The organism is Hominenteromicrobium sp., assembly GCF_046974225.1.
GTDB classification, from domain to species: domain Bacteria; phylum Bacillota; class Clostridia; order Oscillospirales; family Acutalibacteraceae; genus Hominenteromicrobium; species Hominenteromicrobium mulieris.
In genome coordinates, this window is the sequence record NZ_JBKWAE010000002.1 from 143,001 (window position 1) to 155,409 (window position 12,409).

At 52.5% G+C, this 12,409-nt stretch carries 20 protein-coding genes; 19 read left to right on the plus strand and 1 reads right to left on the minus strand.

The genetic code is table 11. The features are described from left to right. The first annotated feature begins 22 nt into the window (after positions 1 to 22). From rpsE to rpe, 16 genes are all read left to right on the plus strand, one after another. On the plus strand, positions 23 to 517 hold the full coding sequence (rpsE, locus tag ACLTX1_RS02330; protein WP_308449515.1) for a 30S ribosomal protein S5: 495 nt from the start codon (positions 23 to 25) through the stop codon (positions 515 to 517). A gap of 13 nt (positions 518 to 530) precedes the next feature. After that, positions 531 to 710, plus strand: a complete 180-nt coding sequence (gene rpmD, locus ACLTX1_RS02335) for a 50S ribosomal protein L30 (protein ID WP_176819626.1) — start codon at positions 531 to 533, stop codon at positions 708 to 710. 14 nt (positions 711 to 724) lie between these two features. Then, entirely contained in the window at positions 725 to 1,165 is a 441-nt protein-coding gene (gene rplO / locus ACLTX1_RS02340; protein ID WP_176819625.1) for a 50S ribosomal protein L15, read from the plus strand. Then, positions 1,166 to 2,473, plus strand: coding sequence for a preprotein translocase subunit SecY (secY, locus tag ACLTX1_RS02345; RefSeq protein WP_395506953.1), 1,308 nt, complete (start codon positions 1,166 to 1,168; stop codon positions 2,471 to 2,473). It begins immediately after the preceding gene. A gap of 38 nt (positions 2,474 to 2,511) precedes the next feature. Continuing rightward, on the plus strand, positions 2,512 to 3,144 hold the full coding sequence (locus ACLTX1_RS02350; protein WP_176819623.1) for an adenylate kinase: 633 nt from the start codon (positions 2,512 to 2,514) through the stop codon (positions 3,142 to 3,144). Positions 3,145 to 3,146: 2 nt separating this feature from the next. After that, positions 3,147 to 3,899, plus strand: a complete 753-nt coding sequence (map, locus tag ACLTX1_RS02355; RefSeq protein ID WP_176819622.1) for a type I methionyl aminopeptidase — start codon at positions 3,147 to 3,149, stop codon at positions 3,897 to 3,899. Positions 3,900 to 3,931: 32 nt separating this feature from the next. Then, positions 3,932 to 4,156 (plus strand): hypothetical protein, encoded by a 225-nt coding sequence (locus ACLTX1_RS02360; protein ID WP_412264912.1) that lies wholly within the window; start codon positions 3,932 to 3,934, stop codon positions 4,154 to 4,156. A gap of 30 nt (positions 4,157 to 4,186) precedes the next feature. Then, a complete protein-coding gene (infA, locus tag ACLTX1_RS02365) occupies positions 4,187 to 4,405 on the plus strand; it encodes a translation initiation factor IF-1 (protein WP_176819620.1) in 219 nt (72 codons plus the stop codon). Between the two features lie 47 nt (positions 4,406 to 4,452). Then, positions 4,453 to 4,566, plus strand: a complete 114-nt coding sequence (gene rpmJ / locus ACLTX1_RS02370) for a 50S ribosomal protein L36 (protein ID WP_004824776.1) — start codon at positions 4,453 to 4,455, stop codon at positions 4,564 to 4,566. 32 nt (positions 4,567 to 4,598) lie between these two features. Next, positions 4,599 to 4,967 (plus strand): 30S ribosomal protein S13, encoded by a 369-nt coding sequence (gene rpsM, locus ACLTX1_RS02375; protein WP_176819619.1) that lies wholly within the window; start codon positions 4,599 to 4,601, stop codon positions 4,965 to 4,967. Between the two features lie 16 nt (positions 4,968 to 4,983). Then, positions 4,984 to 5,394 (plus strand): 30S ribosomal protein S11, encoded by a 411-nt coding sequence (gene rpsK / locus ACLTX1_RS02380; RefSeq protein WP_176819618.1) that lies wholly within the window; start codon positions 4,984 to 4,986, stop codon positions 5,392 to 5,394. 21 nt (positions 5,395 to 5,415) lie between these two features. Beyond that, on the plus strand, positions 5,416 to 6,018 hold the full coding sequence (gene rpsD / locus ACLTX1_RS02385; protein ID WP_308449467.1) for a 30S ribosomal protein S4: 603 nt from the start codon (positions 5,416 to 5,418) through the stop codon (positions 6,016 to 6,018). 68 nt (positions 6,019 to 6,086) lie between these two features. Further along, on the plus strand, positions 6,087 to 7,043 hold the full coding sequence (locus ACLTX1_RS02390; protein ID WP_176819616.1) for a DNA-directed RNA polymerase subunit alpha: 957 nt from the start codon (positions 6,087 to 6,089) through the stop codon (positions 7,041 to 7,043). Positions 7,044 to 7,079: 36 nt separating this feature from the next. Beyond that, positions 7,080 to 7,421, plus strand: coding sequence for a 50S ribosomal protein L17 (gene rplQ / locus ACLTX1_RS02395; RefSeq protein WP_176819615.1), 342 nt, complete (start codon positions 7,080 to 7,082; stop codon positions 7,419 to 7,421). 249 nt (positions 7,422 to 7,670) lie between these two features. Then, on the plus strand, positions 7,671 to 7,982 hold the full coding sequence (locus tag ACLTX1_RS02400) for a hypothetical protein (RefSeq protein WP_412330405.1): 312 nt from the start codon (positions 7,671 to 7,673) through the stop codon (positions 7,980 to 7,982). A 44-nt stretch (positions 7,983 to 8,026) separates the two neighbouring features. Continuing rightward, a complete protein-coding gene (rpe, locus tag ACLTX1_RS02405) occupies positions 8,027 to 8,653 on the plus strand; it encodes a ribulose-phosphate 3-epimerase (protein WP_176819613.1) in 627 nt (208 codons plus the stop codon). A gap of 49 nt (positions 8,654 to 8,702) precedes the next feature. On the opposite strand, the gene ACLTX1_RS02410 is transcribed toward rpe, so the two are convergent. Then, entirely contained in the window at positions 8,703 to 9,047 is a 345-nt protein-coding gene (locus ACLTX1_RS02410) for a hypothetical protein (protein WP_176819612.1), read from the minus strand. 71 nt (positions 9,048 to 9,118) lie between these two features. Between ACLTX1_RS02410 and ACLTX1_RS02415 the strand changes: the two genes are divergently transcribed. Genes ACLTX1_RS02415 through ACLTX1_RS02425 form a run of 3 tightly spaced genes read left to right on the plus strand, consistent with a single transcriptional unit; the run spans position 9,119 to position 12,390 of the window. Further along, positions 9,119 to 10,159: an ABC transporter ATP-binding protein gene (locus ACLTX1_RS02415; protein ID WP_308449464.1), complete on the plus strand. Its 1,041-nt coding sequence runs from the start codon at positions 9,119 to 9,121 to the stop codon at positions 10,157 to 10,159. Next, on the plus strand, positions 10,156 to 10,863 hold the full coding sequence (locus ACLTX1_RS02420) for an ABC transporter permease (protein WP_176819610.1): 708 nt from the start codon (positions 10,156 to 10,158) through the stop codon (positions 10,861 to 10,863). Before ACLTX1_RS02415 ends, ACLTX1_RS02420 begins: the two co-directional genes overlap by 4 nt. A 15-nt stretch (positions 10,864 to 10,878) precedes the next feature. Then, the gene (locus ACLTX1_RS02425; RefSeq protein WP_412330406.1) at positions 10,879 to 12,390 is read left to right on the plus strand and encodes a Gldg family protein; all 1,512 of its coding nucleotides are present in this window, start codon (positions 10,879 to 10,881) and stop codon (positions 12,388 to 12,390) included. Positions 12,391 to 12,409 lie beyond the last annotated feature (19 nt).

Consider the following 12,409-nt stretch of genomic DNA (forward strand, 5'->3'; position numbering starts at 1 on the left):
AAGGAGGAATATTGTTTTGGCTATGAAAATTGACGCATCCACACTCGATCTGAAGGAGCGCGTAGTTGCTATCAACCGCGTTTCCAAGACCGTTAAAGGCGGCCGTATCTTTAAGTTTGCCGCTCTTGTTGTTGTCGGTGACGGCAACGGCATCGTAGGCTTTGGCATCGGCAAGTCCGGCGAAGTTCCGGACGCGATCCGCAAGGGCATTGAAGACGCTAAGAAGAACCTGCAGAAGGTTGCTCTGCGCGGCTCCACCATCCCGCACGAGATCGTCGGCGAATTCGGCGCAGGCCGTGTTCTCTTAAAGCCGGCAGCACCCGGTACCGGCGTTATCGCAGGCGGCCCGGTTCGTGCCGTTGTTGAAAGCGTTGGCATCAAGGACATCCGTACAAAGGCACTGCGTTCCAACAACCCGTGCAACGTTGTACGCGCAACCCTCGCAGGTCTCTCTGAGCTGAGAACTGCAGAAGAGGTTGCAGCTGTTCGCGGCAAGTCCGTAAGTGAAATTCTGTAAGGAGGTTTGCAATATGGCAGACGTAAAGATTACGTTGAAAAAGAGCCTCATCGGCTGCAAAAAGCCCCAGATTGCAACCGCCGAGGCGCTCGGCCTGCATAAGGTCGGCGATACAACCACTCAGCCCGATAATGCACAAACAGAGGGCAAAATCAAGAAGATCATTCATTTGGTCGAGGTTATCAAAGGCTAAGGAGGTGTGTTTGAATGAAGCTCAATGAACTCAGAGCTACCCCGGGCGCAATGCAGGACGCAAAGCGCATCGGCAGAGGTCATGGCTCCGGCAACGGTAAAACAGCCGGTAAGGGCCACAAAGGTCAGAAGGCAAGAGCGGGCCACGGTTTCCGCCCCGGTTTTGAAGGCGGTCAGATGCCGCTGCAGAGAAGAATCCCGAAGAGAGGTTTCAACAATATCTTCGCTAAGGAGATCGTTGCGATCAACCTGAACGCCCTCAACGCCTTTGAAGACGGCGCAGTCGTCGATCAGGCAGCACTCGTTGAAGCAGGCATCATCAAGTCTGCATGCGACGGTGTTAAGGTTCTTTCCAATGGCGCGCTGACCAAAAAGGTTACCGTTAAGGCTAACGCTTTCTCCGAAGCAGCCAAGGCGAAAATTGAGGCTGCAGGTGGGAAGGCCGAGGTGATCTAAGTGTTTAATACACTCAAAAACGCTTGGAGGATCCCGGATCTCCGTAAGAAACTCCTGTATACGCTTTTGATCATCATTGCTTTCCGTTTCGGCTCTGTTGTGCCGGTACCGTTCCTGAACGTTTCCGCGCTCAACACGCTGATGGCAAGCGCCAATGAAACTGCACTGGGTTATATCAATATGTTAACGGGCGGCGCGTTCGCAAATGCAACGCTGTTTGCAATGGGTATCACCCCGTACATCAACTCTTCCATCATCATTCAGCTCCTCACGGTGGCGATTCCCGCCTTGGAGCGCATGGCGAAGGAAGGCGAAGAAGGCAGAAAGAAAATTGCTGCCATTACGAGATACACCACGGTGGGTCTCGGCCTCATTCAGGGTACCGCTTATTATTTCTACCTGAGAAACAATAACATTACCCTGTACAAGGAAGGTTTCTCCGCAGTATTTACTGCAATCATTATTGTTCTCACGTTCACCGCCGGCACGGCGCTGATCATGTGGATGGGTGAGCAGATCAACCAGAAGGGCGTAGGCAACGGCATTTCCATCATCTTGTTTGCCGGTATCGTCGCACGTCTTCCGGTTACGATGGGTCAGATCTGGAGCTACTTCTCGGCTGCAATGCAGTCTCCGGAGAGCTACGGTAAGTACTTTGTCTTTGCACCGCTGTTCATCATCCTTTTCCTCGCGGTCATTTGGGTCATCGTTTTCATGAACGATTCCGAGCGCCGCATTCCGGTGCAGTATGCTAAGAAGGTCGTTGGCAGAAAGGTTTACGGCGGTCAGAGCACGTTCCTGCCGATCAAAGTGACCATGAGCGGTGTTATGCCGGTCATCTTCGCGTCTGCGATCCTCTCCATTCCGAGCACCATTCGCCTCTTTGTCGGCGAACCGACCGGCTTCTGGAAGGGCTTCTTCAATGCCTTCTCCTCCACCGGCTGGCTGTACAGTGTTCTGTACCTGCTGCTCATCGTTGTGTTTGCTTACTTCTACATGACGATCCAGTACAACCCGATTGAAATGGCGAACAACCTCCGCACCAATAACGGTACGATCCCCGGCATCCGTCCGGGCCGTCCGACGGCGGAGTTCATCAGCAAGATCCTTTCCAAGATAACGCTCATCGGCGCGATCTTCCTCGCGTTCGTTGCGATCCTGCCGATCCTTTACAGCAACCTCACCGGCATGTATGGCCTTTCCATGGGCGGCACGTCCGTCATCATCATGGTCGGCGTTGCGCTGGAGACTGTAAAGCAGATCGAATCTCAGATGATGATGCGTCACTACAAGGGCTTCCTTGATTAAGCCCCCGGGCGCATAAGATACGAAAGGAGTCATGAACAATGAAGCTGATCCTTTTAGGTGCACCGGGTGCCGGTAAAGGCACCCAGGCAGAAGTTATCTGCAAACATCTCGGAATACCCGCCATTTCTACGGGCAATATTCTGAGAGAGGCGCTGAAAAGCGGCACGGAAATGGGCCTCAAGGCGAAAGCCTTTATGGATGCCGGCCAGCTTGTCCCGGATGAGATCGTCATCGGTATCATCAAGGACCGTCTGGCAGAGGAAGACTGCAAAAACGGTTTTATCCTCGACGGTTTCCCGAGAACCATTCCGCAGGCCGAGGCTCTGGACGCTTCCGGCGTTGTGATCGATCGGGTCATCGATATCGAAGTGCCCGACGAGAAGATCGTCACGAGAATGTCCGGACGCCGTGTCTGCGAAAAGTGCGGCTCTTCCTACCACCTGCTTTACAAGAAGCCGGCAGTGGAAGGCGTCTGCACGAACTGCGGCGGCACCCTTGTTCAGCGCAAGGATGACCACCCGGATACCGTTAAGGACCGCCTGCGCGTCTATCACGAGCAGACCGAGCCCTTAAAGGAATACTACGAGAAGCAGGGCAAGCTGCACATCGTAGAAGGTCAGGAGGAGGTCGCCGATACGACCGCCCTCACACTCAAAGCATTAGAGGCGTAAGCATGATTAACCTGAAAACGACCCGTGAACTGCGTTATATGCGTGACGCGGGAAAGATTTCGCAGGAAGCATTGCTGAAGGCCGGTGAAGCGGTCCGTCCGGGTGTTTCTACACTCGAACTGGACAAGATCGTCAGAAGAACAATCGAGAAGGCGGGCGCCGTGCCCAGCTTTCTCGGTTATGGCGGTTTTCCGGCGAGCGCCTGCATTTCGGTAAATAATGTGGTTATCCACGGCATACCTTCAGCACACGAAATTCTCAAAGAGGGCGATATCGTTTCCATTGACGTTGGCGCAATCTATGAGGGATTCAACGGAGACAACGCATGGACCTTCCCGTGCGGCAAAGTTTCCGAAGAAGCACAGAAGCTGATGGATGCGACCCGAGAGAGCCTGTTCCTTGCGATTGAAAAGGCTGTGCCGGGCAACCGCATCGGCGATATCGGCTCCGCAGTGCAGCAGTATGTCGAAGCTCGCAATTACTCGGTGGTACGGGAATTTGTCGGCCACGGCGTAGGTGCGAAGCTGCATGAAGACCCCAGTGTTCCAAATTACGGCACCCCCGGCAGGGGTGTACGCCTGTTACCGGGCATGACGATCGCGATCGAGCCCATGGTCACGCAGGGCAGCTGCGAGGTTAAAATTCTCAAAGACGGCTGGACCACCGTGACGAAGGACGGCAAGCTTGCCGCCCACTTTGAACACAGTATAGCCATTACACCCGACGGCCCTGTGATTCTCACATCACTGGATTGAGGTGTCAGATGGACTGTGTACGCGGACAGATTATGCGGTCGCTTAAAGGTCATGATAAAGGCGATTTTCAGGTGGTGCTGAAAACGGACGGCGTGTATGCCTACATGGCAGACGGCAAACGTCGCAGGATGGAAGCACCGAAAAAGAAAAAGCTGATGCATTTAGCCCCGACGGCGACGGTGCTCAGCGAAGAGAGCCTTTCGACCAATCGACAAATACGCACGGCGCTCACAGCATACAGAGCGCACACAACGTAACATTTAAATGTAAGGATTGGTGAGACAAGAATGTCAAAGCAGGACGTAATTGAAGTAGAAGGAATCGTAAAGGAAGCTCTGCCGAACGCGACGTTCCAGGTAGAGATCCCAGGCGGGCATATGATCCTGGCTCACATCTCCGGCAAGCTGCGCATGAATTTCATCCGCATCCTTCCGGGCGATAAGGTCACACTGGAAATGAGCCCGTACGATCTGACAAAGGGACGCATTACGTGGCGTTCCAAGTAAGATAAAATAGATTTGAAGACCCCACAACGCATAAGGAGGGCACACAAATGAAAGTCAGACCTTCTGTTAAGAAGATGTGTGAAAAATGCAAGATCATCAAGCGCAAGGGTAAAGTCATGGTCATCTGTGAAAACCCGAAGCACAAGCAGCGCCAGGGCTGAGGCTCTGAAATATTTATGGAGGTGCAATAAGCATGGCTCGTATTGCTGGTATTGATTTACCCAGAGACAAAAGAATCGAGATTGCTCTTACCTACATCTTCGGCATCGGCCGCAAGACAGCGTCGGACATCTGCGCTGCTACGGGCGTTGATCCGGACATCCGCGTAAGAGATCTTTCTGAAGATGACGCTACAAAGTTGAGAGAATATATCGACCACCACTACACCGTTGAGGGCGACCTCCGCCGTAATGTTGCGTTCGATATCAAGAGACTCGTTGAAATCGGCTGCTACCGCGGTGTCCGTCACCGCAAGGGCCTGCCGGTAAGAGGCCAGCGCTCTAAGACCAACGCAAGAACGCGCAAGGGTCCGAGAAAGACCATGGCCAACAAGAAGAAGTAATCGGGAGGGATTTTAAATGGCAGCTACAAAAGGCGGAAAGAAAGCAGTAACCGCAGTCCGCAGACGCCGTGAGCGCAAGAATATTGAGCGTGGCGCTGCACATATCCAGTCCACCTTCAACAACACGATCGTAACCATCACTGATACGCAGGGCAATGCGGTATCCTGGGCAAGCGCCGGCGAGCTCGGTTTCCGTGGTTCCAGAAAGTCCACGCCGTTCGCAGCACAGACCGCTGCGGAGACCGCGGCTAAGATTGCTATGGAGCATGGCATGAAGAGCGTAGAAGTCTATGTTAAGGGCCCGGGCGCAGGCCGTGAAGCCGCTATCCGTGCACTGCAGTCGGCAGGTCTTGAGGTCAGCATGATCAAAGACGTAACGCCGATCCCGCACAACGGATGCCGCCCGCCGAAGAGAAGACGCGTATAACAGATTAGGAGGTTACAGAATATGGCTAAGAACAGACAGCCCATTGCAAAGCGCTGCAAAGCGCTGGGCATTTCTCCGGCCGTTATGGGTTACAGCAAGAAGACCACCATCCGCAATCCGGGCAACGGTATGCGCAGAAAGCAGTCTGAATATGCAACTCAGCTCAAGGAGAAGCAGAAACTGAAGTTTATTTACGGCGTTCTGGAGCACCAGTTTGCAAGCTATTTTGATATGGCTGAGCGTCAGACCGGCATGACGGGCGAAAACCTGCTTCGTCTGCTGGAGCGTCGTCTCGATAACGTCGTGTTCCGTCTCGGCTTTGCTTCCACCCGCCGCGACGCACGCCAGCTTGTCAACCACGGTCACTTCACCGTGAACGGCAAGAAGGTCAACATTCCGTCTTACCTTGTGAAGCCGGGCGACGTCATTGCTGTGCGTGAAGCTAGCCGTAGCAGCGTGAAGTTCTCCAAGCTCACCGGCGCAGACGCACCGCTCGTCACCACTCCCGAGTGGATGGAGCGCAACAAGGAAGCCCTTGAGGGCAAGATCCTTCGCATGCCGGAGCGCAGCGACATTGAATTTGAGGTAGAAGAGCATCTCATCGTTGAGTTGTACTCCAAGTAATCCAGTAAAACTTAACATTATTTTATGGGTTTTACGAATTACGTCAAATGTGTAAAGGAGGATCGCAAATGATTGAGATGATACAAAGACCGAGAATAGAGACCGAGGAATTATCCAACGATAACACTTACGGCCGGTTTATGGTAGAGCCGCTGGAGCGCGGCTTCGGCACTACGCTGGGCAACAGCCTGCGCCGTGTGCTTCTTTCCAGCCTGCCGGGTGTAGCCCCGAAGTCGATCAAGATCGACGGCGTCGTACACGAGTTCTCCACCATTCCGGGTGTTAAGGAAGATGTCACCGAAATCGTTCTGAACATCAAGGGTCTCATTGCCAAGTTGCACTGCGAAGGCCCGAAAACCGTGGAGATTTCTGCTGAAGGCCCCTGCATCGTAACGGCAGATTCCATCAAGTGCGACAGCGAAGTAGAGATCCTGAACCCGGACCTGCACATTGCAACGCTTGGTGAAGGCGCAAAGCTGTACATGGAGATCGTGCTCGATGAGGGCCGCGGCTATGTTTCCGGTGAACGCAACAAGCAGAATATGCCGCAGGGCGTGATCGGTGAATTGGCAGTTGATTCTATTTACACACCGGTGTTAAAGGTTAACTTTAACGTAGAGCCTGCCCGTGTAGGCCAGCGCATCGATTTCGACAAGCTGACCCTTGAGGTATGGACAAACGGAGTTATTACCGCACAAGAGGCGGTGTCGCTCGCTGCCAAGATCCTTACAGACCAGCTGAACCTCTTCGTTGACCTTTCCGAAAAGGGTAAGGCGATGGATACCATCGTAGAGAAGAGCGGCAGCGATGATGCACAGGTGCTCAAGATGACGATTGAAGAGCTGGACCTTTCCGTCCGTTCCTTCAACTGCTTAAAGCGCGCCGGCATCAACACGGTGGAAGACCTTGTTTCAAAGTCCGAAGAAGACATGATGAAGGTCAGAAACCTGGGCCGCAAGTCGCTTGAAGAAGTCATCTGGAAGCTTGCGCAGCTCGGCTACAGCCTCCGCAAGGACGATGAATAATTTAATTACCATTACCAAACGATAGGAGTGACAATCATGCCGGGAACAAGAAAACTCGGAAGAGACACTGCACATAGACTGGCTATGCTGCGCGGCCTCGTTACGTTCTTCTTCGAGAACGGAAAGATCGAGACAACTGCAACAAGAGCACAGGAAGTCCGCGCTCTTGCTGAAAAGATGATCACAATCGCGAAGGAAGATACCCTTGCAAACAGAAGAAACGTCATGGCTTTCATCACCAAGGAAAGCGTCACGAACAAGCTGTTCAAGGAAATCGCTCCGAAGTATGCTGACCGTAACGGCGGCTACACCCGCATCACGAAGCTCGGGCCGCGCCGCGGCGACGCAGCTGAGATGGCGATCATTGAGCTGATCTGATCTCAATATAATCAGTGAAATTGGCTGTCGGCTTTTGCCGGCAGCCTTTTTGCGTTTTGCGGGGAGCGTAAATTCTTCATTACTCCGCAAAAGGAGAAGAAGGGAAAATTTTCGGTTATAAAATGTGAGAATTTCGATATTTTGTGTATTTTCTGCGGATTTCCTTGTATTTTGGGGCACTATCCGTTATAATAAAGCAGGTCAACAAAGAGAAGATAAGGCGTATGTCTTTAGAAAGGATAGGATACCATGGGTTATGTATATGCTGCCATGTGGCTTATTGCAGGACTGATCTTGATTTTCCGTCTGTCGAAAGAGAATAAGATATTCTACGTTGCAGGCGGATTTTTCCTTGTGCTTGGCGTGTGGTGGCTTTTGGATTCGCTTTTCCCGGATTGGAAAGTGTTTCAGGGCACACCGGGCGCCGTATTAAAAGTGCTCACGTTCGTCGTTCTCGTTGTGCTGGCAATCGTGTTCTTTATTCTGAACCGCAGAGGCTGGAAAGCGGAAGCCGCCATGAATAAAATGCAGGAAAAGGACGACGAAAAAGATAACTTTTAACCGCAAAATCCGTAAATTTCTTCTCGTAGAAAGAAGTGGTAAAAATGAAAATTGCACCTTCTATGCTCGCAAGCGACTTTACCCGCATGGGCGAGTGCGCAAAGTCCGTCAGCGCGGCCGATTGGCTGCACCTCGATATTATGGACGGTCATTTCGTGCCGAACATCAGCTTTGGCCCGGATGTCGTCAAGGCACTGCGTCCGTTAAGCGACCTTACGTTTGACGTGCACCTCATGATCTCGCACCCGAAGCAGTATATCCGCCAGTTTGCGGAGGCCGGCGCAGAGATCATCACGTTCCATGTGGAGTGCGACGACGACATTGATGAAACCATTACCGAAATTGAAAAGTACGGCGTAAAGCCGGCGTTGTCTTTAAAGCCGGGCACGCCCGTTGAGTGCCTGTACCCGTACCTCGACCGCCTTTATATGGTGCTCGTCATGACGGTGGAGCCGGGCTTCGGCGGCCAGAAGTTCATGGCTGATCAAATGGAAAAGCTGCGCGCGCTGCGTGCAAAACGCCCGGAGCTCATCTTAGAGGTGGACGGCGGCGTGAACCGTGAAACCGCGCCCATCTGCCGCGAAAACGGTGCAGACGTTGCCGTGGCAGGCACAGCCGTGTTCCGCGCGGAGAACATCCCCGCCGAGATCGCATTGCTGCGCGGCGAATGATTTTTTGAGATACCGCATGTGTACAGACAGTGTACGGTTTGTGAGGAGTTCACATTTTGTTCATACTTGCGAATTGTTTTTTCACATAGCCGTCACAGAAAGCCGCTATAATGCGGATAACTAAAGTTATCGTTTGTTTTGTTAAGTCAACACTGCGCAAAGCACGTTCTTTATGCAGTGTTGACTTAATTTTTTGCCCGAAATACGGCATGGCTATTGCAAAACGGCGAAAACTGCGGTATGATAATTTGTGCGCTTCCGCTGCCCTGCATAGGGGCGCGGAAACCCAAAACAGAGGATCTAAACGGTTCCGGAAGCGGTCTCCCTTTTTCCACAAAAGGTTCACCGCATGTTCAAAACCGTTTCGAGCGACGCGCAGCTGCGCGGGCGCCATTGGGGAGGACTTTGCACGGGAATTTCCCGGGTACATATTTCCGTCCCGCAGAGAAAGGATGGTCATCAAACATGATCGAGGTCAAAAACCTCACGAAGCGCTACGGTACAAATACCGCGCTGAACAATGTCAGCTTCACGGTTGAAGAGGGCACCATCGTCGGCTTCCTCGGGCCGAACGGTGCAGGTAAATCCACAACCATGAATATCATCACCGGGTACCTTTCCGCCACGAGCGGTTCGGTCACGGTACAGGGCAAAAATACCCTGGAAAACCCGAACGAAGTGAAAAAGCTCATCGGCTACCTGCCGGAGCTTCCGCCGCTTTACATGGATATGACGGTCAAAGAGTACCTCAACTTCATGTATGAGCTGAAGGGCGTCAAGCTCGACCGCAAGCAGCATATCGGCGAGATCTGCCGCCTGACGAAGATTGACAACGTCTACACTCGTCTCATCGGCAACCTGTCTAAGGGCTACAAGCAGCGTGTCGGCATTGCGCAGGCTCTGCTCGGCAACCCGCCTGTCCTCATTCTGGACGAGCCCACCGTCGGTCTTGACCCGAAGCAGATCATCGAGATCCGCAACCTCATCAAGAGCCTCGGCAGAAACCACACGATTATTCTGTCCTCCCACATCCTGCCCGAAGTGCAGGCCGTGTGCGAGCGCGTGATTGTCATGAACAACGGCTGCCTTGTGGCGGACGGCGCAACGGATACGTTGGCGCACGACCTTTCCGCAGAGCACCGCATCATTGCGCGCATTGACGGCCCGGAAAGCGAAATTCTGCAGGCCATCCGCGGCATGGAGCACATTGTGGAGGTTTACTCCCTCGGCGAGAAGGAAAAGGGCGTCTTCGAGATTTCCATCGAGGGCGAGCCGAACTACGACCTGCGCCGCAACCTGTTTGCACTGCTCACCCGCAAGGGCTGGCCGCTGCTGGCTTTGAGAAACACAGACCTCACGCTGGAGGAAGTCTTCCTGCAGCTTACAAGCGGCGATGCTTCCCACGCTGCTCCGGCAGAGCCTGCGGTTGAAGTGGAAACAGAACCCGAAAATACCGAAGCATCTGAGCCCGAAGAGGCTGAAACGAAGGAGGATGCAGAGAAATGAGAGCAATATTCAAAAGAGAGATGAGAGCGTACTTCGCTTCCCCGGTCGGCTATGTCGTCGTGGCGGCGCTGCTTGCGCTTTACGGCTTCTTCTATTATCAGGTTATGGCCATCGGCTCCAGCTCGTACATCACGCAGGTGTTCAGCACCATGTTTATGTTCAGCATGATGATCATGCCGATCATCACGATGCGCAGCATGAGCGATGATCGCAAGAATAAGACCGACCAGGCGCTCATCACGGCGCCGGTCAGCGTGACGGGCATCGTTATGGGCAAGTTCCTCGCGGCGTTCGGCGTGTATTTCATCGCGAACACCCTGGCACTGCTGCCGGCCATCACGATGGGCTTTTTCTCCTCCGCGTTCCCGTGGGGCATTCTCTTTGGCAACTACATCGGCACGCTGCTGTACGGCGCGGCTATGATCTCCATCGGTGTGTTCATTTCCGGCCTCACCATCAGCCAGGTCATCGCGGCTATCGGCACGTTCGTCATTGCCGTTTTCCTGATGTTCGTCGACCAGATTGCGTCTGCGCTCTCCGGCAACTTCATCGGCACCATCCTCACATGGATCTCGTTCACCTCGCGATATGATACCTTCACGCAGGGCATATTCAGCGTTTCAAGCTGCGTGTACTTCATCAGCGTGGCGGCTGTGTTTGTGTTCCTGACCGCCCGCAGAGTGGAAAGCCGCCGCTGGAACTAAGGGAGGAGCATAGAGATGAGTAAGAAACCGAACCTTTCCGCAGTAAAGACCGCGGTGCATAAAGAAAAATTCAAGCACGGCTCTTTGGCCGTTGTGTTCACGGTTGTGTTTATCGCCGTGATTATCGTCATCAACGTTCTGGTCTCTGCGCTGACCACGCGTTTTCCGTCCATGAACTTCGACCTCACGAAAGAGGGCCTCAATACCCTGAGCGATGAAGCAACGGACGTGGCAAAGGAGATCGTCAACGAAACGACCATTTACATCATCGGCTCCGAGGACGCGATCCGCGGCGATGAGGTCTATTCCAATTACAGCTTAAAGTACAGTCAGGTCGCGAACCTCGCAGACCGTCTGCATGAGCTGAACGACAAGATCAAAGTCGAGTACATCGACCCGGACATGAACCCGCAGTTCATCAGCGATTATGCCGGTGACTCCCTTACGACCGGCAAGGTCATGGTCAAGACGGATAAGCGCCACAAGACGCTCGCCGTTACCGACCTGTTCAGCATCCAGCAGGATTCTTCCACCGGCCAGTATAACTACTACTCCAAGGTAGACGGCGCACTTGCAAACGCCCTGTACCTCGTTAACCTCGATACCGTTCCGGTCGTCGCATTCGCAACGGGTCATAGCGAAGCTATTACAACCTCAACATCTACGAGTTTCACAGGATTGTTAAATGACAATAACTTTGAAGTCAAAGAGTTCAACATGCTGACAGACGAAATTCCGGAAGACGCATCTATCGTTGTACTTGGTATGCCGACTACCGATTATACATCCGACGAGCTTTCTAAGCTTGAAGCCTATCTTGGTGACGAGAAAATGGCTTCTTCCAGAACGCTGTATGTAATGACAGCGCCGAATGCTGGCTGGAGTTCTATGCCAAATCTTTCTTCTTTCTTAGCTGAGTGGGGTATGGAGCCTCAGTCTCAGGAGGTATTGGAGAGCAACACCAATAACACTCTTTATAATATGCCGTATGCAATTTTTGCAAATGTTACAGATAGTGTACTTAGCAAAACTTATGATAATGTTGTAAAGGTACAGGCTGCTCCCGTAAAGCGTTTGTTTACAGCAAACAACGATATCAGTACTTATTCTGTGATTGAAACCAGTGATACTGCTTACCTTTCCAACGATGAAAAGGTTCTCGAAACACCGGAAACGGACACATATACTATTCTTGCATTTGCACAGCGCTATATGGATAATCAGGGTAAGATATGCGCAAATGTAGTTGTTGATGGTTGTGCAGCGGATTTCTATGATGGAAGTAGTTTATTGGGCAACTCCACCTTTGGCAATAAGGATGTTACGTTGGACCTCATTAAGAACCTTACAGGAACGACGGACACCCGCGTAGGTCTTACTGTTAACCAGACACAAACGAATACAATGGATATTAATGCTTCCTCTGCTGTAACTTGGAGCATTGGTATGATGTTGTTCACCATTGTGGTGCCGGTTGCCGTCCTTGTCATCGGCCTTGTCATCTTCCTCAGAAGAAGACATCTGTAAGTCGAAGAAAGGAACCTGC